Below are 23,781 nucleotides of genomic sequence, written 5' to 3'. Positions count from 1 at the left end.
GGGCAGCTCTAACGGGCGGTCGCGATCGATGGAGCGGAAGTTGGGCATCGGCGTTTGTCCTGAAGCGGGACGACAGTCTACCAAGTCGGCAAGCGGGCGGCGGTAGCAAAGTCCGACAGGCTGCTAGTTGCGGGAATTCCTCGTCTTTGAGTGCGCTGATCGCACGAGATGAAACCTCCGGAAGCGCGGCCACCAGACCGCGTGGGCGGATCAGACTGCGATCATAGGGATTCACCTTGGACTCTCGCCTTTCCCACGCGAGCGCTTCATCAAAGAGCTGAATCAAATAACGCGGCGTGCGATCGCCATTAGCGTCCGCGAGTCGGTTCCACACCCAGTTGCGCGAGAAGGCCGTATTGCCACCCTTCATGCGTTCGCCGACCAGCAGATTCCAGGCGCGGAAGACGCTCTCTCTCGGCCAGTGATCGATGGGATTCTGCTTGTCAACAGGCCATCCCTGCGTGGCGACAAAACGACCAAATGCCTCGCTGCGCATGGCTTGCTTGAGGACCACCCGCAGGAAATCGACCTGCTCAGACCATTTCAGGCTACGCGAGCGCCCAAAAAGATGACTTTTATTCTCGAAACGAAGACCTTGCCAAAGGTCTTCGCGCAGCACGACCTTGAGCCGAATGTGACTAAACTGCTCACCGCGATCCGTGAGGAAAGAGAAGAGTCCTTGATTGGCCAGCTGACGGCGCTGTCGATCCGCAACGGTATTCCCGAAGCCCGTATCAAGACCGTCAAAGAGCAGCAAGGTCGGAAAGGTGGCCGCCCGATCCAGCCGATCCAACCAATCGCTGACCAATAGACCGGAGCCAGCCATTCCCAAGACCTTATCGAGGCTTTCGATGAAGGCCAACTCGCTTTTCGGCGACAGATCGATGGCCGTCATCAAGCGTTGATCGGGAGCCGGAACTGGGCTGTCGATGCCCGCTTCCGTATACACCGCGACGGCGGTGCAAAACGACCAAAATTGTCGCCAGTCGGCCTGATGCTGTTGAATGATGTGCTCCACCCGCTTGAAACCGTCGACACCCGGAATCCAAGGGCGTCCCCGCCGCAACGGCGCTGGCGCCATCACCACCACGGCAGTCGGGCTCGAGGCCTCAGACAAACGCCGGAAAATGGCGGTTTTGCCGGTTCCCTTGCGCCCCAAGACGAGCGGAATCTCGGCAGCCAGGGCCGCAACGACGACCGCCGTCTCGACAAAGGTCTCCAAAAAGGCTTCCTGGCGCTCCGCCGTATCGCTACGAAACTGGAGTGACGCTAGGAGGTCTGGTTTACGCTCTGCGATCAAGGCGGGAGCAAGGGGCTCCTCACCCTGTTTCAAGAAACCTTGGAACCATTCGGCGATCTGCTGGTAGTCGTCCCACTGGTTGGTCTCCTGCAAGAGGCTGTCAGAGGTTGCAACCGCCTCACGGTAAGGAACGAAGTGGGTCACATCGCCTTCCGCCGGACGCTGATCTTCAGCCAGCAGCGAAAACCAATCGGCCACCCAATCCAACGCCCGATGTTGGTAGCGCTTGATGACCTCGGGTGCCTTGCTCGCAGGGATGGGTGAGACCAGAAAGCGCGGCATGGGCGTCAGCGGACCTGCATCCTGATCCCTCAATGTGTTTGAGGTGAGCAACGCCCGCACCAGCTCCCCGGTGCCCTGGCGTGCCTGTGGATGCGGGAAAAAGACGATGACCGCCAGATCCGAGAACTCGAATAGAAATGGCGCATTGAGCGCGTTGAATCCGGTGCGGGCATCGAAGAGGATTAGGTCCGGTTGGAAACTCAGCTGACGCAACTGCTCGACCATCTTCCGCAGCGGATTCGCTTCCTCGCGGTACCAGGACAGTGGATCAGTGAAGCGAAGCAGACGGGCATAGTCCGCATTAGTCACGCCGGCGGGAAGGAGATAGAGTTCCAGCGACTCATCGGGTCGAATCAGGTGATCACGCAGATCGACCTCCTCCCCACGATCCAGCGCGGCAAGCAGATGCACCACACCCATCTCCGGCTCAATCGCGTGCGTTTGTCCGAAGACCTCGGCAAGTCCGGGGGCCTCCAGATCCATATCAACGCAGACCACCTTAAACCCTTTGTTCGCCAGGATCAGGGCGCTATAACCCAAAGCCGTCGTCCGCCCGACGCCACCCTTGAGCGAATAGAAAGTACCGAGCAGCGGCGTGGTCGGGTCCTCATCCAGATCGGACAAAAACCGCGCTTCAATGGGGGCAGTCCGCGACCGGGCGCGCGACAGTGCTTCCGGCCAGAGCGGCAAATCCTCCAGGTCAGAATCCAGTGGCGCTGCGCCGGTCCAGAGTTTTTCCTCGGAGGTGATCAGATCGAGCCATTCAAAATGCTCGTTTTCTAATCCGTCGAGCACGAGTGCGCGCCGCTCACGCGCAGCCATGCCGCGAAAATCATCGGATTCCAGCCAGAGTCGCCAACCGGCGTAGGGATCGGGCTGAATGCGCAGATCGGCAATCGTGAAACCATGTTCCGCCAGATTACTGGAGATCTGCTGTCGAATCGCGTCGGATTTCATTGTCGCCTCCGTCTGCCGCGCTCACGAGCCAAACGCGTATGGATCACACGGACAAGAGAGGCGGCGCCCGCAAGCATCTCCTCGCTGCTGCCTGGGAAGGACTCAGTCACCAGCCCGACATTCAGGACGATTGTCCAAACAGCAGACCAAGATCGATCTCGAGCTCAGTGAAAGGCGGGATGCGCACCTTGGCCACAGTCTCGGCCGCGCCGTCAGCGGTGAACACTGTCCGGTAGCTGCGGGCATCCAGCGCATAGGCAATCAAGGCGCGCTCTTCCGGCGCAACGATCCAATAAAACGGCACGCCGGCACGCTGCAGACGCAGGAAGTGCGTCACCGTATCCTTGCGCTCATGGCCGGGCGACAGGATCTCGCAAACCCAGTCCGGCAGGATCGTCATGACGCCGACAGGCCGCTCCTTACGCCAGCCGGCAAGGTCATGACTGGGACAGTGGTGCGCGTTGTAGCGGACGCTGATCTCGGGCACGATCCACCAACCGCCCGGTTGCGCTTGCGTAACGAGTGGGAAGGATTGACCAATCAACCCGGTCTGCACCTGCCCGTGCTCGAAACGGCTCATGGGGCGTTGCACGATCTCGCCGTCGATCAGCTCGACCGGCTCGTCTCCGCCCCAGGCTAGTAGGTCATCAGTCGTGCTCAAGCGTGGTGCTTCCATCGAATGGTGCTCTCAGTCTAACTTGGACGTGTCCGATTGAGGATGTATGAAGCGCAGCTGATTTCCCGCTGACGAAAACCTGGAGGCAGTCAGTCCTGCGTAGAACCAGGGATAACGCCCGTTGCCGTCAGATCGAGCAGAGCGCCACGATGTTCTTCCGCCAGCTCATTGATGCACTGATGGATGGCCACTTGGCGGTCTTCGGAGAGGCCACGTCGATGCATTTGCTGGCCTAACTGATGCCGAACACGAGCGACCCCACCTGCGGCCAGCCAACTCCTCAGGTCATCAGCCGAACTGCCGACCGAGCGAAACCGATCTTCCTTCAATACCTCCAATGTGTATAGAAAGCAGCTCCGAAGGAAATCCTCCCAATCCTCATGCTCCAAGTTCTCGATCAAAGCCATACGATAGACTCCCGCTTTGCCATATTCAGATGCGGCCCAAGCCCTTCACATTGGAGACGTAGTGATGGACAGGCCAATATTACCGGCACGCTCAATCCTGCGCCTCCGGATAGAAGGTCGGGTCGAAGATCTGTTCGACGGACCATTGGCAATCCTCCGGAAAGAGGTCGAGGCCCGTTTCATCGATCGCTCGAGCCAATGCATCGGCCCAGATGCCGTCAAACCAGGTTTCATTTCCCAATGAAACCTTGAGGCTTGGGGTCTCCTTGAGGTGGGCCTGAATGGCACGGCGTTGCTCTTTGATCGTGCGCTGCCAGCTTGATCCGCGTCGGCCGGGTTGAAACTGCCATTTCAGCAGATGCGCGAGCAAGATCACCATGCGGCTCGCAAGCTCGCGTCGTTCACTCTTGCCCACGTCTTCGATCTCCTCGGCGATGTGCTCGATATCCAAAAGGGAAAAGTTTCCCGAGCGCAACAGCCTAGTCTGCTCCTCCGACCAGGCAATAATGTCACTGTTGTAGGCCGTGCTCATTGTGTTAAACCTCAATCAAATTTAGACGGCAATCCTGTGGGCTGATCTCCAAACTGCGAGCATTTTAAGGCTTATATTTAAGTCGTGGAGTCAGGGATCAAGCTCATTGCCATTAGCTCGCAACTACCAACCGGTAAGAAGCTCTCGAAAGGCCACATGTCTATTCAGAACCTCTGCCGTTGACTCCCAATCTGTTTCTAGTGACTCGATAGTCTCTTTGACTGTGAACGGGTTTTCTTCACGCTCGGCAATGATGTTTAGAATGCTGTTCTCATCCCAAGCCTTATCCTCAAGCATATCCGTCACCCATTGATCGACGATGAAGTCGGGCACGGTGCCAAAGATAGTGGTGATTTCTTGAATTCTGCCGGATAGCGAGTCGAAGAGTTTTTGCTCGGCACCCTTGTCGTAACGCATATTGTAGAATGGGATGCGCTTCGCTAGCGTTCCTCGCTGGACGCGACCCTTGCGCTGTTCGAGGATCGTTGGATTCCAGGGCAGATCGAGATTGATCAAACACCCCAGCCGTTGCAGATTCAAGCCTGTGCTTGCGGCATCTGTCCCGATCAAGAGTTTCAACCGCCCGAGGGTCACCTTCTCTTTGAGCAGTGTTCGGTCAATACTCTGGATCTTCCCGCCTTCGAATAGCTTGCTGGCGCTACTGTTGGCATACAACCCGATCGGTTCATCGAAGTGCTGGAGCAGATATTCTGCGAGTGCATACGCTGAATCGTAGAATTGGCTGAAGATCAGCACGCCTCGATCGACCCACTTCAGGCCGTCAAAGGTCAAGTTGAGGACCTCGCGCACCCTCTCGAATTTTGGATCATCCTCCCGCTTAAGATGCCTGAGCAGATGATCTCGCAGTCGCCCGAGCGCCTCCTTTTCACCTTCGGTGAGTGGATAGATGGAATCCGCCTCCTCATCCGGATCTTCTTCCTCGTCCGGGCGTTTGCCGGCAAGCATCTTCTCTGTCGTCTTCAAACCCGCGATCAGGGAGCTGCCAACTCGCCGTTGCAGTAACGTCTTGATGAAACCGCCCGCCTTGACGCGCTTGTGCAGGGCCTGAGCAAACTCTTCCGCCAAATCAAAGGCCTGCTCTATGCTGTGAGAACACAAGATGGGCTGCCCGTCACCATAGGGAACCATCTCAATCCGGACCAGCTTACCTTCGGCCTCTAAGCGATCGCGGGAACGCTTCACGACCCATTGCGTGAAGGGGTTGAGGTCTCGCAGCCGCATGAACTCCAGGTCGAACTGGCGCGCATCGTCGATGCGATCCTGGTCCGCAATGGTCGCCTGGCTGTCGATATCATGAAGTCCGATATCATGCCGTACCCAATCGAAGACCTCTGACCTGGCGTCGAGCGGCGACGGCAAAGGATCTCGCCAATAGAGCCACTTGTCATAAAGTGCATCAAACTCTTTGCGCCCTGCCACGATGTCGAACACCTCGGGTCCATCGACCCGACGCCAAAGAGCATTCTCAGTGCCCAGCACATGCGGGTTATTCACTGACAGAATGTAGAGCAAGTCCCAGAGTTCCATCGGATGCAACTGCACCGGAGTCGCCGTAGCCAGCAGCAGGGTCTGCGTTCGCGCCGCCAAGCGCTCCGCGAATTGGTAGAGCAGCTTTTTCTCAGCGGGTGCATAGACCCTACTCTCCGAGAGGTTTGCCCGTCGAATCTTGTGCGCCTCATCCCAGATGACGCAGGAAAAACGTCTCTCAAGGAGCTGTTCCATCAGCTCGCGATTGCGCTCGGAGCGTGGCGCGCTCGTGACCACCGAGGTCGAGACGATCGCAATCCGGCGCGGGCAGTTCGTCATCTTCTCTGGAAACGCGGGGTGGAACTCATCGCGCTCGGTCATCCAGCCGCCCTGCTCGAAACGAGCCGACGGCATCGCGAGCTTGCCCAGCAATTCCTCCTGCCACTGCTCAAGTAGCGGCTTGGGAGCCATGATCAGAATCGGCAGGCTGTCGAGGGTTCCAATCAGCTTGGCGATCCCCCCGAGTTGCAATGTTTTGCCGAGACCGACCCCATCGCAAAGCAGGAAGCGGGCTCCCCGTTGCGCCTGATCTCGATACTTCAGATGCTCCTGAAACGCCAGATTGATGAAATACTTCTGGTGATCCCAAAAGCCGAACAGCTCGGTCGCGGTGGGAACCTCGGCCAATAGAGGCTCGGGTGAGGGGTTCTCCTTCCAGGGCCCGACGTGCTCGATGACCGTGCGTTCAGAGAGCCGGCCAATCTGCTTGACGATAAACTCGGACAGCGGAAAGGCCTTCTTCCAGAGGGCGTCAAATTCCTCTTGGAGCCAGGCGACGCTAGCCGGATCATCGTCTTCCCACACCAGCTCGTAGTTTTTGGTCCAGGCACGGGCGCTGTCGTTAGCGCTGCCGATAAACGCGGTTTTACCCCAGCTCCCCTCAATCACACCGCCCTTGCCATGCACAAAGCCAAATTCGGCATCAGGAACCAGACGGATCTCGAACAGACGCCCTTCCTGGCCAGACGCGGTCAACAGGTTGTGGAGCACCTTCAGGCGTTGCTGCGCGGGTTCGCCATGCACCTCGATCAGGTGCGTAAACTGTCCAGCATTCCAGGCCAAGCGCAGCAAGCTGTCTTCCAACTCCGCGCGGCGCGTGCCCACGGCTTGGCGGACCGTCCTGACATCCTGCGCGCTGACCTCGGTATTACAGAGGATGCGGATACGCGGAATATCCGCCAGGCATTCGCTGGCCAGTTCCAGCAGACTGCTCTGAAAATAACCGGCAATACGGTCGTAGCGCGTCGCTCCAGTCAAGCGCGGTTTGAGGAAGCTGTCATACAGACTGGCACGGCGGGAGCTGAATCGTCGCAGCATGGAAACACTCAGCCTGCTCGATCGCATTCATCAACGAGCTTCTCGATCAATCCTGCCGACAGCCAAAGCCCGGCACTTTGCAACCGATGCAAGGCCTCCTCGACCGATCCAAGGAACCCCCTGCGCTTGGCCAACACGATGACACCAGCGGTCCCAATCAGGGGGATGCTCAAAACACGCGCGCATCGCCTAGCCGCCCGGTCATCCACAATGGCTGTACAGCCAGATTTGCGCATCGCCAGAGACAGCACGGCTGTCTCGCCGGCACCTAAGCCCCACAGTTTGACTCTGGGGTCAAGCGTGGCAGCCGTCCGCCGCACCCAAGATGCCGTCGGAAGCCCCCGTGCCGCCGGATCATCGTAGGTCTGGCTCACAACCTCGTTCCAGACCGCGTCCGGAACCAGTAGCTCCGGGAACAATTGTGGCAACACAGGATGCAAGCCGGAGCGAAACAGCGTAATCAAGGGGGATGCATTGATGACCACCCGGTCAATCGGCATTGGCCAGCTCCGACAGCACTTCGTCTGCTGTGTATTGGAACGGACTCACCCGATACTGTCCGAGAGCAGTAATGAATTCGGCACGGGTGAGGCCGGCGATCTCCGCCGCCCTGCCCTGAGAAACAAGCTCCAGTTCATACCACTTGACCGCCGCGGCAATCCGAAGCTCGCGGGTGAACTCAGCGGGGTCCTTCTGCAGAGTGGCGAAAACCTCATCCGGCATTTCAAGCGTGAGTTGAGTCATGGCAACCTCTTCATTTCGTTAGCCCCTGTAATGCTCGACCCCGATCGCCAATTGCGCTAACAGGTCTTGGTAATGAGCCCAGTTGGCATTGGCCTGCGTGATCTCCTGCAGATAAGCGAGAATCGCCGCAAGCCGTGTGGTACGAAGATTCCAGAAATCGGTGCTATCCACGAGGTGTTTGACTGCACGTTCCGGGTCGGCGGCTCCCTGTAGCAGTTTGAGGGCATGGTAGAGATGGCGGGTCGCCGAGTAGCGCCAAAGCCCACGGTCTGCTGCGGGTACCTCGTCGAAGCGAAGGCTATCAGGGCGCGGCAGTTCCTCGGGAAGTGCGGTGCGGGTGGCATTGGCGCGCACAGGACCGAGCAGTTTCTCGTAGTCTGCTAGGCCATAGGCTCGGCCGAGATCCTGAAAGGCTCCGAGCTTGCTGACGCCTTCTGCCTCTCCCTCAAGCCCCTTCAGCAAGAATTTCTCTTCTGGTGAGAACTGACGCCAGAACTGATAGGGGTCACCGCCGCCCGCCTTGGCGATCGCGCGATCCATGGCCGGTGGTACCAAGAAGTCGGTGGCGGTGCGTTTGGCGTTATCCATCAGGTTGCGCAGCGCCGAACGTCCTCGCTCCTTGTTGGGTGTACGCAGTTCCGCTTCCAGATCAACCCCGTCGATGCTGCTGTAGCCCGTCACCACCTCGGCGGCAGCGGCCTGGGCAGCGAGGAGATAGTCGGTATCGGTGTAACCGCAGCGGGCAAGTCCGGTCGCGACCTGGCTCTCGCGCATGCGGGTGATGACCTCGGTGACCCGTTTATTGATCTGTGGCGTGATGAAGTCGACGAAGCCGACCTTGGAGCCTGTGCGTTTTCTGAGCACCATGTTGTAGGTGGCTTGGACGTAGTTGCCTGTGCGCGTTCCCAGCCCAGCCGTCTCTGTTGCAACACTCCAAACCTGCTTCACCTGCAACCCAGCGGTCCACATAATCAACGCGAGGTCTTCCCAGACATCGGTGGATTTGTGGGTGAACATCAACACCTGCATACCATCATCAGGCATGTGCTGAGCGAGGTTGCGGTAACACTCAGCCATCGCGAGCCGAAACGGCGCATCGTCGCCTTTTACTGCCCTGTTGCGCATCGAGTCCATGTACCAATCGGGGAAGGTCGCCTTCAAGTGCGGGGCATACCAGGCGAGGAAATACTCGGATAACTCCTCATAGTTGACCGCATCAGCATAGGGAGGATCAGTGATCCAGATTTCACAGTTTTCCTTTAATGCTCTAGCGTCAATCAGGTCGCTTGACTTTCGCCCTGCGGTATTGATCTGCCAATGGTTTGGCTGAACGTTATCTTGTAGCCCAGCCCAAGTCCTAGCGGGGTAGTTTGGGAACGTATTGAATGCCTGGTTGTAAAAGGTCCATTTAGTGCCCCCGATACCACCACCCTGGCTAGGTAGCCAGTGGCATATGCGACTCGAATAATTGCAGGCAATGCCGAGAGCAAGGGTCAGTGCCGGACGTACAGCCTCCGCGCTCTGGCCGATTCGTCTCGAATACTCACCTGCCATTAGCAATTGTCGAGGCGTAAAAAGGTGGTGCCAGTATGTCCAGCCCTTCTCTCTGTTAAGGCGCGTTGTTTCAACTCCTGGCTCGATACGCCAACTTGGAATCCACCCTGCTGCCTGCCAGTCATCAACCACCGCTCTTAGGTCCTCTAACACCTGACGTTCGATAATCAGGTCGTAGCTTTGTGGCTCGCGATAGACTAATTTTGGAATGCGTTTTGCGAGACTTTTCACCAACGCATCACGTAGATTGCGGGTCGCCTTGCGCGCTTTTAAGCTCAAGCGCTGTGATTTCAGTTCGAGGCGGCTACGCGCATCAATCTTGTTCCGCAGTCGCTCGATTTGCTGTTCAACATCGACTAACTCGGCATCTTCCCGTTTCCAGTCCCGTCGCCGCAGCTGTTGTAGTTCGGACCAAGTTGATGCAGTCAAGAATGGCTGCAGAGACTCAAACAGTCTATCAAGCTGATTCAGCCTGCTGTGTTGGCCCTGTTCAGCACGAAGCGTCTGTTCTTGCTCCAAAAGCTGCTGCAAGTTGGGCAGGCGCCATCGGATGCAAAAGAGCCGCTCCTGAAGAACGTCTCCGGGCCGCGGCATCAGATCGCTGTTTTCCCAGCGCCTCAGTCCACCGGCATTCTGAATCAGCTGGTTATACGAAACGGCCGAGGGCATCTGCTGATGTCGACCCTGGCGCCGAAAGATCTCACGCAAGGCCGGTGGACAGACGACTTCACCGCCTTGCTGGTCTCCTCCCTGCTTGGTGCCTTTACTGGCATTCTCCCAACCACTGCCACCCTGACGCACACGGAAGCCAAAGCGCTTCTCCGATTCGATGGGAACCAGTTCCACCCAAGTCTTGGTCTTAGGCGCGATGACCCAGCTTGGGCAGATGGGGATCATCCAGTTGTCCCACTCAGGCACCTTCATCTCGACACAGTAGAGATAGGCTTCGGCGCGCCAGCCCTCCTCGCTGGTCTCATAGCCCTTATCCAGCAACCAGGCATTAACCTCGTCGTACAGGCGCTGTTGTTCGGCATGGACGCTGTTTCGGAACTCATCGGTCCCGCCGACGATGTTGAGGGCGCCCCAGGTCAACAGACAGGCAACAGGGTTCAGATCGGAGGCGTAAACGTCGCAGCCAAGCTCCGCAGCTTCGAAGGGGATTGATCCCATGCCGCTGAAGGCGTCGCCCACCTTCAGGCGCTTGCCGTAGCAGCGCACGGACAGTTGCTCAATCAGCTCGGGTAGCCTGGCGGCGTTGGTCCCCAGATAGGCATTGATTTCTGACCAGGATTCTTCGGGCGGGCCGTCGATCTGTTCAACACGACAGCAATAATCGCGCTGTGCGCTGTAATCCAGGGTATAGAACACTCGCTTCTCCAGCGCCTGGCGCTGCTCGCGGTCGATACCGCGACGTTTCCAGGTCTCTGGATCATCGAATAGGATTTCCCTCTCGGTGGCGGTGGCCTGTGGGTAACAGAGGCCGGCAGGTAGCGGTTCCCTTTTGCGCTTCCACATCCCTGCGTTGTCGAGACACATGCAGCGCAGGTAGATCTCGAGATCATCCGGCCAACGCTCGGGGTCATCGGAAGCTGGGAAAACGGTCCCCAGCACAATGGCTCGCACCAAGACCAAGGGTTTTCCGCCCCACCATTTGCCAAGCGATGACAGCGCCTTGGAGCCCTTGGCATCGCGCTCGATATAGCTCTCCAGGGACAGCGGCCCAATCGGAAACTGGACTTCGATGAAACTCTTGGACGGCTTGGGCTCTGTCATGTCAGAACAACTTCAGTTGGTCGGGACCGCCCGCTTCTTCAGATTGCTTGCCGCTGGCACGGCCGCTGCTGGTTTTGCGCGGCGGGCTTGATCCTTGCGCGCCTGGTTGCTTGTCCGCTGACGGCGTGAACTCGAAGGGCAGTCCCCAGCCAACGGGCTTTTTTTTTCCAGTGACGACACAGCAGCTCTCGACTCCGCCGCCTCTGATAACGCATGAAACAGGCCGCGCCGCCAACCAATACCAGAGCGTTGTCCTGGCGAAGCGGCTTTGGCATAGAGCCACCAACGCTCCTCGCGCGCTAGCTCGCGCCAACCGTTGAGGATCGCTTCCAACTGCTCAGCAGCTCCCTCTTCCTGCAACACCCAGAGCAGCAGCGCAAGCTCCCGGCCGACCAATGGACTCAGCCGGTTCGCTCCAGTCTTCAGGGTTGGGGCTTTCTTCGGCAAGCGCTCTTCGTCGTGCATGTCGAGCGCCAGCTCGCGCACGACCCGCGCGCTGATCTTGCGCCATAGTGCAGCCGGAATCTCGGCAAGCTCAGTGCGCCGGGGTCCACGCTCGGTCTGCACAACGCCGGTCAAGAGACAGGAGGCCCCCGTGCCGCTGCCGATCAGAAACTCGTAGCTATCGCCGCGCTCGGGGACGACGCCAAAATCGTGGATCAGCGTCTCGGTCATTGGGTGACCTGCGCGAGTGAGATCTTGGTGCTGGTGTCGACTTGCCATTGCAAGAGGTCACGGCCCTCGGCAAAGTGCAGCTGATCGAAGCGCAGTGCCCATTCGCCGTCGTGGACCTGCTTGTCGAGGAACTCAAAGGCCTCCAAGACCTGTTGAGGCGCCAGACGCGTCTTGCGGTCCCAGGTCAGTGTCACGGTGTTGTCGCTGGCCGCGACCGTGACCTTGGCCTGCACCATCTGCAACTGTGTGTCTGAGGGAAGCTGGCTGAGGAAATCATAGGCCGCCGAGCGCGTCACCAAGTGGATGAAGGCCTTGCCGCCGACGACCGCGGGAAGGTCAGGATAAATGCCGATGGTCTCCTCGTCGTCCGATCCGTCAGGCGTGGGCTTCGGCACCGGAATGGTGACTTCCCGCGTGAGCCCACCTTTCTCAGCGAACAAACGGACCGATGCGCCTTCCGTGGCCTCAATACCTGGATCGGCATAGGGGGCGCCGTTGTTGGCTGGATTGGAGCCGTCGAGGGTGAACAGCAGTTTGCTTGTCGGTGGCACCACGCGAACCTTGAGCACCTGTTTGCCGGGTGTCGGCGACGGCACGAAATCATGTGCCAGATCGATGCTGTTCTCGACCCGGTAGGGCTTGCCCTCCTGGTTCTTGCCGCTCGAGTCCACCGCCTTGAACTCGATCAGCATGGCATCGCTGATCAGGGGCTGATCGTTGGGATGCTCGCGCCATTCCCCGGCATCCTCACGCACGTAGAACTTGTCGCCATGCGCCAGTTTGATGTCCGTGGTGGTGATCGCCCCCGTGTGCTTGTCGCGGGCGTACTCGATCATGACGCTCGTGGTCTCATCGAACGGGGGCTTTTGAATCTGCCCGGCATCCTCTCGCCACTGACCGGCTGTCATCAGCGTCTCGCGCAAGCGCTCAAGGGTGCCTGGCTCGGTCCAGAGCATGTGCCCACGTGAGGCTGCGGCATCCTTGATCTGGTCCCAAGTAGTGCGGTTGGTCGGCGGAAAGAGAAAGGCTTCGATGCGGGTGCGCAGGGGCTGGTAGACCTTCAGCTTGTCATCGCCTGTGGCAGGGTTGAAGAGCTGGAACTTATTGGCCTCGCGCAGCGTGGCCTCGACCACGAACTCACCTTTGGAGGCGTCCTCGTTACGGTACTTGATCTGGTGTCCGCTCTTGGCATCGAGATAGCTGTCGAGCAGCGTCGTGGGCACCAGTGCGGTCTCACCTTCGTCGTCGACCAGCGGGTAATGAAGCTTGCTGAACACGGCCTTGAGGGCGAGGAACAGCTCCGTTTGATACTCGGCCGCGGTTTCCTTGGCCTTTTTATACTGGCTATCCTCGACGGTCATATCCTCGATCACTTGCGTGACGGCCCAGAGGCGTTCCGCCTTCTTGTTGACGTTGAACAGACCGGCCTGATCGACCGCGGTCAGGAAGGCCACCCGGTTCTTGTACTTCTGGCTGACGAAGACTTTTTGGAAATCGGTCTCGGGCTTGAGGACCACCAAGGTCGTCTTGTCACGCTCCAGCTGGAGCTGATCGAGCGCGGGCAGCACGGCCAGTTTCTGGTAGCAGCGCTTGTCTCGGGGCTCGAACATCTCGGCGAGCTTGGTTTCGACGACCTTGTTACGGTCCTCATGGTGGCAGGTGTTGGTGTAGCTGTTGATCTGCGCGTTGAGGTTCTTATGGCGCTGGAAGAGGTAGCGTCCAGACTTGGTCTGCTCGATGTACCAGCAGTTGTCATAGAGCTTCTTCAGCGCGTCGTGCATCCCTTGAATCGAGCGTCCGGGCGCGAGCAGATACTCGGCCAACTCCGCTTCCGTGAGACCGCGCGGGTGGACCTCCGACAGCGATGCGGTAAACAGCCACTTGGCGCAATGGCTGGCCATGCCATCGGTGTCGGCATCCAGGCTTTCGGCGTGGGAGGTGCCGCTGTTGGCGATGTCGGTCTGCATGGCGTCTTGCAGTGACTTCTTGATCTCGACGAAGCGGCTGGAGACATTCGCGTCATTGAAGTCTGCGGTCTCCAGCGACAGCAGATGGTGGCGAGCCACTTCGGCTGAGCCTTTTTCCCACAGACCCCGGACGATCGCGGCCATCAAGCGGATGACATCGCGGGTCTTCTGAAACCCTGGGTTGTCATTGAAGGAGGCAATCAGATGCTTGGTCGAGAAGTGAAAGGGGTAGGACACGAGGATCTCCTCGCGCACCTTCATCGTTGGCCGCTCGATGATGGCGCTTGCCTTCTTCAACTCGGCAACATAGGCATCAGCGACTGCTGCGATGTCACTGTTGGAAACGTCGAGTCTCTTGAACAAGCGCCGGCGCAGAATCGCGTACAGCTCGTCTTTGCTGTTGTCCACCGGCGCAATGGTCTGAGCGCCCTTGGACATCTCGTTGTTGACGCTCTGCATGGTCCCGCCAAGGGTTTCATTGGAGCGCATGATGCGCGCAAGCGCCTCGGCGCCTTGCTCCCAGTCCTTCTGCAGATCGGCGATGACGATGACACAGCGGCGGCATTCCTTGTAATCGCGCACGGCACCGAACAGGTTGGTGAGCGCGATCCCAGCGAGGGTGGCGGCACGCGTGCCGTCCTCTTTGCTGCCATGGCTAGCTGCATGCACCAGATAGAAGGCCAGCTCGTCTAGCAGGATCAGCACCGAACGATCCTTGAGGGCATCGCGCCATTCAGTCTCTGAGGGGGCGCGGTCACCGGCAAAGATGGTGCCCAACGCCTCGCCCAAAGCAACCCAAACCTTCTTATCGGTCGAGCGCCCGGTGAAGGATGCAACCACATCGGGTTTCGCAGCGGGCATTGGCGTTTGGAAGCGCATGCTGTCCGCGAGTTGCGGGAAACGCGCCAGGATGCCGGCGACGATCATGGTCTGGGTCTTGCCACCGCCCATGGACTCGGAGAGCTTGTAGACGCCCGCAGAGCTGCCGGTTCCCGCCAGTCTGGCGAAGGCTTGAGATAACAGCAGTTCCATGCCAGAGGTGAGCACGTTGGCATCGAGGAATTCACGCGCCTCTTCTTCAGAAAGGCTCGCCAGGTCCGCCAGGTTGACGACAAAATCAGCGGTGCCGTCGAGGACGGATGAACGTGGCGAGAGGGCTGACAGGGACTTCATGTTTGCTTTCCTTGACGAGGGCTAGACCATGGGCGTACTCAGGTTTTTGCGGTACGAGATCGCCCAGCCCGAGGATACATGAATCACCGCCCGTCGTTGCTTGGCCTCTTTCCGGGTGTAGGCCACTTCCGTGTTCAGCCAGACACGCGAGGCTTGCTGAATCCCCCTCTCAAAGCCGCAGCAACCGAATCCGCCGTCCGCCGGGGCTGCGCTGCTCGCTATCCGAGAGCCGCTCCGCCAGCGGCAACCGCCCGCTGCGCCGGTCGAAGATCACCAGCCAGCCGCTGTCTAAGCCCAAACCGGCCAAGTAGCCGTCGAGCTGCTCCAGCCCTTCCGTCAGCGGGTCCGGTGCGCCGTCACGCCAAACCTTCAGCTCCATGCCTAGCGTCAGATCCCGATAGCGTAGGCAGAGGTCAATGCGGCCGCGGCCGATGGCGTATTCGCGCTCCAGAGCACCTTCGCCGTTGACCACGCGCTGGAAAAAGGCCATCAGCACCAGATGTGGGGCGATCTCATGATAGGGCGCGCTGCCGAGCAGCGGCTCGCCGTGCTGGCGCCAAAAGCTGAGAAAGGCGCTGAGGAGCTGGTCTGGATTGAGGCTGCCATCGGCGTTGAGCCAGGTGGGGCTGATCTGGGGTAAGGATGCTTGTGGGGTGAAGGTGAGCGCGCGCGGCAGCACCTCACGATAGATGGGATTGGCGATGGTCAATCCCTGCCCTGGCGCCATGCGGCAGAGTCCCAGGTCGATCAGGTACTGAATGTCGTCTTCAGGAACCGCGTCCAGCGCGGTACCGGCCAGCATCGGCTCGATGACCCGCTTGACCCGCTCTTCGCGCAGCTTGTCGGCAAGCTGGTCAAGATGGGTGACGCGGCGCAGGATCAGGTTTTCCTTGGCCTGGTCGATCAGCTCGATGCCGATCGCCCGGCTGCGATCGCGTCCTGCCGGCATGTCGAAGCTGGTCTCGTAGGCCAGGGCATTGACCAGCCAAGGCTGACCCTGGGTCAGCCCCCAGATGCGCTCGAGGGCCTGCGGCGTGAAGGCTTGCCCGGTCTCGGCGGTGTGCTCGCCGAGCAAAGTCTGCACCTCGGCGCGGCTGAAATCGCCGAGCCGAAGCGACTTGGCCTTGATGTTGAAGGCGCTGCCGCCGGTGATGATGGCCTGCTCGGCGCTGGAGTGGATGCGGTAGTCACGCAGGTCGCGCACCCCGCACAGCACGACGGTGTGCGGAAAATGATTCGGACGCTGCGGATAACCGGCCCGCAGTTGGCGTAGCAGTGAGATGAGGGTGTCGCCGACCAGGGTGTCGACCTCGTCGAGCAGCAGGACCAAAGGTTGCGGATCAGCACCCGCCCAATATTCGAGCAGTGCCGCCAAGCGATCGCCGGCGGCGATCTCGCGGCCTTGTGCGCTGCACCAGTCAGCGGGGCGCGCATCGCCAAGATACAAGCGGGCCGCGCGACCCAGCGCGCTGCAGATGATCGCCATCCCCTGCTCGATGCGTTCGCGTGCGCTTTGGGCAGCTTCGATGTTGACGTACAGCGCCCGATAGCGCCCGTCGCGATTCAGATAGTTCATCAATGCCAGCAAACAGGTGGTTTTGCCAGTCTGGCGCGGGGCGTGCAGCAGGAAGTACTTCTCCAGATCAATCAGGCTAAGCACCGTCTCTAAATCCCAACGCTGCAGTGGCGCTAAGCAATAGTGCTTGTCAGGCCGGACTGGCCCCTCAGTGTTGAAAAATCGCATTGACTGACGCTCGACCATTACCCATTGATTGGACCAAGTTGGCTGGAGCTAAGGAGCCCAAAGGCATCCTCTATCCGATCGCTGATCGCACTCAAAGCCGCAGCAACCGAATCTGCCGCCCGCCGGGGCTGCGCTGAATGAGGATTCAGCGCAACATGGTAAGATCGAAGAGCGCGAGCCGCTATCGACGTATCAGGCGCCGTATCAGCCACCAAGCGCTTTAACGTGAATCTCGCAGGATTCTGCCGAGGTAGCACCGCACCATGAGCGTTAGAAAATTAAAATGAACCGCCGCGACTTTGTGTTTGACTCACTGCGTACCGCTGCTGGGGTCGGCCTGCTCGGACTCGGGCTCGGGCTCTATAGCCAGCGGGCGGCGAGTCTGCCGGCCTGGGCCTTGCGCCCACCTGGCGCGCAGCCCGAGGACGACTTCAACGGCGCCTGCATCCGCTGCGGGCTGTGCGTGCGCGATTGCCCGTTCGACATGTTGCACTTGGCCAGACTCGGGCAGGATATCCCAACCGGCACACCCTATTTCGTCGCCCGCGAGGCGGGCTGCGAGATGTGCGAGGACATCCCCTGCGTCGCCGCCTGTCCTAGCAATGCGCTGGACCATGGGCTCACCGATATCAACAAAGCCGACATGGGTCTTGCCATTGTCAGCGATCAAGACGCCTGCATCGCCTTTCAGGGGCAGCGCTGCGAGGTCTGCTTCGACATCTGTCCAATCCGCGGCGACGCGATCACGCTTGAGACCCAGTACCACGAGCGCTCCGGCCAGCAGGCGCTGCTGATCCCAGTGGTGCATGCCGAGACCTGCACCGGCTGCGGCAAGTGCGAGGAGGCCTGCATCCTCGACGAGGCGGCCATCAAGGTCCTGCCGCGACACCTCATTCAGGGGCAGCGCGGCGAGCATGACCGGCTGGTCTGGGAACGACAGCCTACTCGGCCAACCTACTCGGGCATCGTGCTCGACAGGCGCAACGACCATCGCGCCTCGTGACCGTGTCTAAAACCACAGGCCTATCAACCAACCCCGCAAAGCCCTGGCTCAAACGCCACCGCTGGCTCATGCTGCGCCGGTTTAATCAGCTTGGCGTGTTGTTCATGTTCCTACTCGGGCCGCTGTTCGGCGCCTGGCTGGTCACTGGAACTCTGTCCTCGAGCATGACGCTGGACATCCTGCCGCTGACCGACCCGCTGCTCTTGAGCCAATCCATGCTCTCCGGGAACTGGCCGGCGCTGACAGGCCTCGTCGGTGCCGGACTGGTGCTGCTGTTCTATGCGCTGCTGGGCGGGCGGGTGTTCTGTGCTTGGGTCTGCCCGGTGAATCTGGTGACCGATCTCGCGGCCTGGCTCAGGCGCCGGCTTGGCATACGCGGTGGCGTTCGCATCTCGCGCCATCTGCGCTGGTGGCTGCTAGGACTGGTGCTGCTGCTACCCCTGCTCACGGGAGGGATGGTCTGGGAGTATGTCAACCCGGTCTCGATGCTGCACCGAGGACTGATCTTCGGCTTCGGCTGGGCCTGGCTGATCCTCGCCGCGGTCTTTCTCTATGACCTCCTCATCGTTTCCCGTGGCTGGTGCGGTCATCTGTGTCCAGTCGGCGCCTGCTATGCCGCCATCGGCGCCGCGGCGCCCGTGCACATCGCCGCGCCGCGCCGGGAGCAATGCGACGACTGCATGGATTGCTTCAAGGTCTGTCCGGAGCCGCAAGTGCTCAAGCCAGCCTTGAAGGCAACCCGGCTCAAGTCAGGTGGCAACCATGGCCCGGTCATCGACAGCATCGATTGCACCAAATGCGGGCGTTGCATCGAGGTCTGCGACCAGGATGTCTTCGGCCTCGCGCTGGGCTGGGTCGATAAGCACGGGTTTGGCAAAACCCATCTCAGCGGCCAGAATCCGATCGCCGAGCAAACCAAGCTTCAACATTAGCCATCGATCTCGTTAGCGTCCCGCCTTGAGGCGGTAGCACAGCGCTGACAGCGAGCTCAGAGCGCGCCGAATCTTCGCCCAGCGCCGCTCGACGACAGCCGAGGTGCAAATGGTTTTCCCGACATTGCGCAGTATTGCGACCACCAAGGTGGTTACCCTGCCGGCCACCGCCACCCTCACGGAAGCGGTCCAAACGATGAACCACCACAACATCCGCGATGTCGTGGTAAGCACCGAGTCAGGCTACCGCCTGGTGCTCTCGAGCATGCTACTGTCGTTCCAGCTCCAGGGCCTGTCGTTGTCGACGCCGCTCTCGGCGCTGGACCTGCCGGAGGCGGCGCTGCTCGATCCGGAGGCCTCGGCCCTGGACGGACTCAAGGCGATTCGCAACCATTCCGAGCACATCTGCCTGGTCGATGAGGCCGGCCAGCTGCAAGGCATCGTCAGCTACACCGATCTTGCCGGCAGCCTCGACCCACAGGTGCTGGCCGAGATGCAGAGTCTCGGCGAGCTGCTGCAGGGTATCCAGCCGCTGGTCGTGCCCGAGACCCTGGCGCTGCGGGAGGTCGTGCAGCGCATGGATCAGGGGCATGTCAGCGCCAGCCTGATCATGCGCGAGGCGCGCCCGGTCGGCATCCTCACCCAGCGCGATCTGCTCAAGCTGCTCGGCACCGAGGCCAATTGGCAGGCGCCAGTGGGCAGCTTCATGAGCGCACCGCTGCGCACCCTCGATCAAGAGACGACCATCGCTGAGGCGCTGACCTTCTGCCGCCGCCACCGCATCAAGCGCGTCGTGGTGGTCGATCGCGATGGCCAGCTCCTAGGGCTGGTCAGCCAACGTGATCTGGTCAGCCTCTATTACAACCGTTGGTTCGCCGTGCTCAAGGAGCATCAACAACGACATGATGCGCTCAACCGCGAGCTACAAGCACAGGAAAAGAAATTCCAGACCCTGTTCGAGTACTCACCCGACGCCATGGTCCTCCTCAATCCGGCCAACGGCGCCACACTCGAATTCAATCGCCGCGCGCATGAGCAGCTCGGTTACAGCGCCGAGGAATTCGCGCGCTTGAGCCTCGACGACTACGAAGCCAAGGAAACGCCCGAAGAGATCGCCGCCCACATCCACAAGGTCATCACTCAGGGCCATGATGAGTTCGAGACCCTGCATCGCCACAAGGATGGCCATCTCTTGCACATCCAGGTCTCGGCGATCTATGTGGAGTTCGATCGACAGCCCCAACTGATGGCGATCTTGCGCGACATCAGCCAGCAAAAACAGGCCGAGCAGCAGCTCATCGAGAGCCGTGAACGCCTGCAACTCGCCGCCGATGCGGCTGAATTCGGCATCTGGGACTATGATCTCGAACAAGACCGGCTGTTCTGGGACAAGCGCATGTTCACGCTCTACGGCCTAGATCCGGCGCGCTTCCAAGGCCGCTTTCAGGATTGGGCCAAAGCCCTGCAACCGCAGTCCCGCCAGCAGGCCGAAGCCGCGTTCCGGGCACTGGTCGAACACGACCAACATTTTGAAATCGAGATCCAGATCAAGCGTGCCAACGACCAAGCCTATCGCACGCTCAGAGGGCTCGCGCGCGTGATTCGCGATGAGCAGGGACGCGCGCTTCGGGTCGTGGGCATCAATGAGGACATCACCGAGCGCATCGCCGCCGAGCGCCGGCTCGCGGCCGAGGAGGCCAAATTCCGCGGCCTGTTCGAGCGCTCACCGGTCGGTATCGCAATGAACGATTTCACCACCGGCGAATTCCTCGAATTCAACGCCGCCATCAACGAACCCGCCGGTTATGGTGCCGAAGAGTTTCGCCAACTCAGTTACTGGGAACTCACGCCGAGAGAGTACCTGCCGCTCGAACAGCAGGCGCTGGAATCGATGCGCGAGACCGGCTTCTATGGGCCGTTCGAGAAGGAATACATCCGCAAGGATGGCAGCCGCTATCCGGTGCTACTCACGGGCTTCAAGGCCCAGACCCCAGAAGGACGCGAGGTCATTTGGTCGATTATTCAGGATATCTCCGCGCTCAAGGAGGCGCAGCGCGATCTGCACGATCGCGAACAGCGCCTACAGCAGCTCGCGGCCCAGAGCCGCACCGTTACCTGGGAGGTCGATCCCCAGGGCTGCTATACCTATCTCAGCCCGGTGGCCGAAGACGTCTGGGGCTACAGGCCCGCCGAACTCGTCGGTCAGGCCCATTTTTACGATCTGCACCCGGCCAACGGCCGCGAAGCCTTCAAGACCGCCGTGTTCGAGTACCTTGCCGCACGCCAGTCATTTGACGGCCTCATCAACCCGCTCCTGCACAAAGACGGCCACCTGCTCTGGGTCAGCACCCATGCCGCGCCCGTGATCGCCGACGACGGCACCTTGCTCGGCTATCAAGGCAGCGACCTCGATATCACCGAGGCCAGGCAGGCCAAGCAGGCCCTGGAAACCGAAAAGGAGCGCTTCCAGGGCATCTTCGAGAACACTGGCAGTGGCGTTGCGGTGTTCCGCCCGGTCGACGACGGCCAGGATTTCATCTTCACCGACTACAACGCCGCCGCCGAGCGCATGGACAAACACCCGCGCCAGGAGGTCATTGGCCGGCGGTTGACCGAATGTTTTCCCGCAGCCGAGGAGATGGGGCTGCTAGGGGCGTTACGCCAAGTCGCGCGCAGCGGCGAGCCAGCCGAGCTTCCTCTCGCGCACTATGAGGACGAACAACTGCAGGGCTGGCGCGAAAACAACCTCTTTATGCTCTCCTCCGGTGAGGTGGTGGCGGTCTACAACGACCTCACCGAGATCAAGCAGACGCAAGAGGCGGCCGAGCGCGCCAATCAGTCTAAGAGTCAATTCCTGGCCAATATGAGCCACGAGATCCGCACCCCGATGAACGCCGTCATCGGACTCTCGGAGCTGTTGCTGACGACGCCATTGAATGACAAACAGCGTGACTATCTCGGCAAGATTCGCGACTCCTCACGCATGCTGCTCGGCATCATCAACGACATCCTCGACTACTCGAAGATCGAGGCCGGCAAGCTGGAATTGGAAGCGCGCCCGTTTCACCTCGACGATCTGCTCGAGCAGATGCAGGCCCTGTTCGCCACCGCCGCCGAGGCCAAAGGCATCGAGCTGATCTTCCACAGCAACACCCATGGCCTGCCCACCCTGGTCGGCGACTCGTTGCGCCTCGGGCAGGTGTTGACCAACCTGCTCGGCAACGCCATCAAATTCACCGAACAGGGGCAGGTCGAATTGACGATCCAACTGCTGCCCCTGGAACAACAGCAGGCGCATCTGCGCGTCGAGGTGCGCGATACCGGCATCGGCATGAGCGAGGCGCAACAGCAGCGGCTGTTCCAGCCCTTCTCACAAGCCGACTCCTCGACAACCCGCAACTATGGCGGCACCGGCCTCGGCCTGGTCATCAGCCGCCGGCTGCTCGAGCAGATGGGCGGCGTGCTTCGGCTCAGCTCGCACCCCGGCCAGGGCAGCACCTTTGGCTTCGAGCTCAGCCTGCCGCTGTCATCGCAGGCCGCGCTCGCGCCGCGCGCGGCCGAGGCGATCCCCAACGGCGCCCGCGTGCTGGTGGTCGATGACCATGTCACCGCGCGCAAGGTGCTACGCGACATGCTCGAGCAGGCGGCCCTGAAGGTCATCGAAGCCGAGAGTGGGGAGGCCGCGATCGCCGCGGTCGTGGCCGCTGAACACCAGGGCCTGCCGTTCGATTTCATCCTCATCGACTGGAAGATGCCCGGTCAGCTCGATGGCCTCGCCACCCTGGAGCGCCTGCACGCACTGCGTGCGCAAGGCCTGTTGACCGAAACCCAGATCCCGGCACTGATCATCAGCGCCTATAGTCAGGAAGGCCCCAGTCAGCATGCTGATCTCTACAGCGCCTTCCTGAGCAAACCGGTCACCCCGCGCGCGCTGCTCAACGCCATGGCACGCGCCAGCGCCGAGCAGGCGCCGAGCCAACAGGCGACAGACGAACAGAAACCATCGCCACCCCATCTCGCCGGCCGGACCCTCCTGCTGGTCGAAGACAATAGCCTCAATCGCGAGGTTGCTCGGGCCTTGTTGGAGAAGACCGGCGCGCGCATCATCGAAGCGCACAACGGCCGCGAAGCGGTGGACAGCCTCGCCGAACAAGCCGTCGATCTCGTGCTCATGGATCTGCAAATGCCGGTCATGGACGGCTTCGAGGCCAGCCGACGCATCCGTGCCCAACATCCCGAGCTGCCGATCCTGGCGCTCTCGGCGGCGGTGATGGACGACGATCGCCAACGCGCCGAAGCCGCCGGCATGAACGACCACCTGGCCAAGCCGATCGACAAGCAACGCCTGTTTGGCCTGCTCGAGACCTGGCTGCCAAGCGCCCATGTTGACCTACCGGCATGCCAGCCAAACGCTCAAACAAGGACTCAAACAAGCGCTCAAAAGGGCGTTCGATCCGATACCCAGCGCGCGCCCGAATCGACACAAGCATCCACGCCTGACCCGGCTCCCCGGAGCAGGTCCCGAATCAAGTCACAGAGCACATCAGCCTCCTCTGACGCGCCCTTGCCTGCTACACTTGAAGGGTTTGACGTGCAGCGCGGGCTCGATCACCTCGACCAGGATGCCACGCTCTATCTGAACCTGCTGCAGCGTTTCGGGCAGCAGCTCGAGAGCGAATTTGCCCCCCTCGCCGAACCACTCGAGCAACCACCTAGGACCACCGAGACAAAGCGTCTGATTCATACCCTGAAAGGTCTGGCCAACACCCTCGGCGCCGAACGCCTGGCGGCGATCGCCACTGAGATCGACCTCCTCTGCCGCCGCGATGCGCCGATTCCCATCACCGCAGGTGAGGAGCTGGCCGAGGCCCTGCGCCAAGCACACACGCAACTGACCGCACTGCCCAACCGTTCCACCAATGGCCTCACAGGCAGCGGCTTCACCAGCGATCAGGCCGGTCAGCAAGAGTCAGGCGCCAGCACGGAAATCATCGACTCGATCCTGCGGGCCCTGTCTGCCGGCGAGTTGATCGACGACGCCTTGATGGATGCGCTCACCGCTCTCATCCGCCAGCATGTCGACGATGCCCTGGCCTTGGAGCTGCGCACCCACATCGAGACCTTCGACCATGATCGCGCCAGCGCGCTGCTGAAACGCGTCGCCGTGCGCATCACCACTCCACACGACGAGGCATGA

Annotated in this window: 14 protein-coding genes; 3 read left to right on the top strand and 11 right to left on the bottom strand. The window is 60.4% G+C overall.

Features of this window, described 5'->3' with window-relative positions:
• From CCR96_RS08830 to CCR96_RS08780, 11 genes are all read right to left on the bottom strand, one after another.
• A partial coding sequence (locus CCR96_RS08830) for a tyrosine-protein kinase family protein (protein WP_201219760.1) occupies positions 1-2,539 on the bottom strand: 2,539 nt, incomplete at its 3' end.
• Between the two features lie 121 nt (positions 2,540-2,660).
• Positions 2,661-3,215: a Uma2 family endonuclease gene (locus CCR96_RS08825; protein WP_201219759.1), complete on the bottom strand. Its 555-nt coding sequence runs from the start codon at positions 3,213-3,215 to the stop codon at positions 2,661-2,663.
• Positions 3,216-3,304: 89 nt separating this feature from the next.
• Positions 3,305-3,622, bottom strand: a complete 318-nt coding sequence (locus CCR96_RS08820; RefSeq protein ID WP_201219758.1) for a hypothetical protein — start codon at positions 3,620-3,622, stop codon at positions 3,305-3,307.
• Between the two features lie 91 nt (positions 3,623-3,713).
• A complete protein-coding gene (locus tag CCR96_RS08815; protein ID WP_201219757.1) occupies positions 3,714-4,154 on the bottom strand; it encodes a DUF29 domain-containing protein in 441 nt (146 codons plus the stop codon).
• A gap of 123 nt (positions 4,155-4,277) precedes the next feature.
• The gene (locus tag CCR96_RS08810; RefSeq protein WP_201219756.1) at positions 4,278-7,019 is read right to left on the bottom strand and encodes a helicase-related protein; all 2,742 of its coding nucleotides are present in this window, start codon (positions 7,017-7,019) and stop codon (positions 4,278-4,280) included.
• Positions 7,020-7,027: 8 nt separating this feature from the next.
• Positions 7,028-7,519 carry a PIN domain-containing protein gene (locus CCR96_RS08805; protein ID WP_201219755.1) on the bottom strand — a complete coding sequence of 164 codons (492 nt, stop codon included), beginning with the start codon at positions 7,517-7,519 and terminating at the stop codon, positions 7,028-7,030.
• Positions 7,509-7,763, bottom strand: coding sequence for a UPF0175 family protein (locus CCR96_RS08800; RefSeq protein WP_201219754.1), 255 nt, complete (start codon positions 7,761-7,763; stop codon positions 7,509-7,511). The genes CCR96_RS08805 and CCR96_RS08800 overlap by 11 nt, the downstream gene beginning before the upstream one ends.
• Before the next feature lie 18 nt (positions 7,764-7,781).
• A complete protein-coding gene (locus tag CCR96_RS08795; protein WP_201219753.1) occupies positions 7,782-11,090 on the bottom strand; it encodes a DUF1156 domain-containing protein in 3,309 nt (1,102 codons plus the stop codon).
• Between the two features lie 12 nt (positions 11,091-11,102).
• Complete coding sequence (locus tag CCR96_RS08790) at positions 11,103-11,765, bottom strand: DUF3780 domain-containing protein (protein WP_201219752.1); 663 nt, start codon at positions 11,763-11,765, stop codon at positions 11,103-11,105.
• Positions 11,762-14,905, bottom strand: coding sequence for a DUF499 domain-containing protein (locus CCR96_RS08785; RefSeq protein WP_201219751.1), 3,144 nt, complete (start codon positions 14,903-14,905; stop codon positions 11,762-11,764). The genes CCR96_RS08790 and CCR96_RS08785 overlap by 4 nt, the downstream gene beginning before the upstream one ends.
• Before the next feature lie 169 nt (positions 14,906-15,074).
• Complete coding sequence (locus tag CCR96_RS08780) at positions 15,075-16,649, bottom strand: AAA-like domain-containing protein (RefSeq protein ID WP_201219750.1); 1,575 nt, start codon at positions 16,647-16,649, stop codon at positions 15,075-15,077.
• A 283-nt stretch (positions 16,650-16,932) separates the two neighbouring features.
• On the opposite strand from CCR96_RS08780, the gene napG reads away from it, so the two are divergent.
• The 3 genes from napG to CCR96_RS24525 all read left to right on the top strand — a co-directional run bounded on the left by napG (position 16,933) and on the right by CCR96_RS24525 (position 23,781).
• The gene (gene napG, locus CCR96_RS08775) at positions 16,933-17,652 is read left to right on the top strand and encodes a ferredoxin-type protein NapG (RefSeq protein ID WP_201219749.1); all 720 of its coding nucleotides are present in this window, start codon (positions 16,933-16,935) and stop codon (positions 17,650-17,652) included.
• 2 nt (positions 17,653-17,654) lie between these two features.
• Entirely contained in the window at positions 17,655-18,584 is a 930-nt protein-coding gene (napH, locus tag CCR96_RS08770) for a quinol dehydrogenase ferredoxin subunit NapH (RefSeq protein ID WP_338035849.1), read from the top strand.
• Positions 18,585-18,693: 109 nt separating this feature from the next.
• Positions 18,694-23,781: a PAS domain S-box protein gene (locus tag CCR96_RS24525; RefSeq protein WP_242518762.1), complete on the top strand. Its 5,088-nt coding sequence runs from the start codon at positions 18,694-18,696 to the stop codon at positions 23,779-23,781.

It is taken from the genome of Halochromatium roseum (genome assembly GCF_016653315.1).
Lineage (GTDB): Bacteria > Pseudomonadota > Gammaproteobacteria > Chromatiales > Chromatiaceae > Lamprobacter > Lamprobacter roseus.
This window is presented reverse-complemented; position numbering and strand designations above follow the sequence as displayed.

Excerpts from the sequence above, each read along its gene's own strand:
- CCR96_RS08825 (WP_201219759.1), bottom strand. The coding sequence starts at position 3,215 with ATGGAAGCACCACGCTTGAGCACGACTGATGACCTACTAGCCTGGGGC.
- CCR96_RS08820 (WP_201219758.1), bottom strand. The coding sequence starts at position 3,622 with ATGGCTTTGATCGAGAACTTGGAGCATGAGGATTGGGAGGATTTCCTT.
- CCR96_RS08815 (WP_201219757.1), bottom strand. The coding sequence starts at position 4,154 with ATGAGCACGGCCTACAACAGTGACATTATTGCCTGGTCGGAGGAGCAG.
- CCR96_RS08810 (WP_201219756.1), bottom strand. The coding sequence starts at position 7,019 with ATGCTGCGACGATTCAGCTCCCGCCGTGCCAGTCTGTATGACAGCTTC.
- CCR96_RS08805 (WP_201219755.1), bottom strand. The coding sequence starts at position 7,519 with ATGCCGATTGACCGGGTGGTCATCAATGCATCCCCCTTGATTACGCTG.
- CCR96_RS08800 (WP_201219754.1), bottom strand. The coding sequence starts at position 7,763 with ATGACTCAACTCACGCTTGAAATGCCGGATGAGGTTTTCGCCACTCTG.
- CCR96_RS08795 (WP_201219753.1), bottom strand. The coding sequence starts at position 11,090 with ATGACAGAGCCCAAGCCGTCCAAGAGTTTCATCGAAGTCCAGTTTCCG.
- CCR96_RS08790 (WP_201219752.1), bottom strand. The coding sequence starts at position 11,765 with ATGACCGAGACGCTGATCCACGATTTTGGCGTCGTCCCCGAGCGCGGC.
- CCR96_RS08785 (WP_201219751.1), bottom strand. The coding sequence starts at position 14,905 with ATGAAGTCCCTGTCAGCCCTCTCGCCACGTTCATCCGTCCTCGACGGC.
- CCR96_RS08780 (WP_201219750.1), bottom strand. The coding sequence starts at position 16,649 with ATGCGATTTTTCAACACTGAGGGGCCAGTCCGGCCTGACAAGCACTAT.
- napG (WP_201219749.1), top strand. The coding sequence starts at position 16,933 with ATGAACCGCCGCGACTTTGTGTTTGACTCACTGCGTACCGCTGCTGGG.
- CCR96_RS24525 (WP_242518762.1), top strand. The coding sequence starts at position 18,694 with ATGGTTTTCCCGACATTGCGCAGTATTGCGACCACCAAGGTGGTTACC.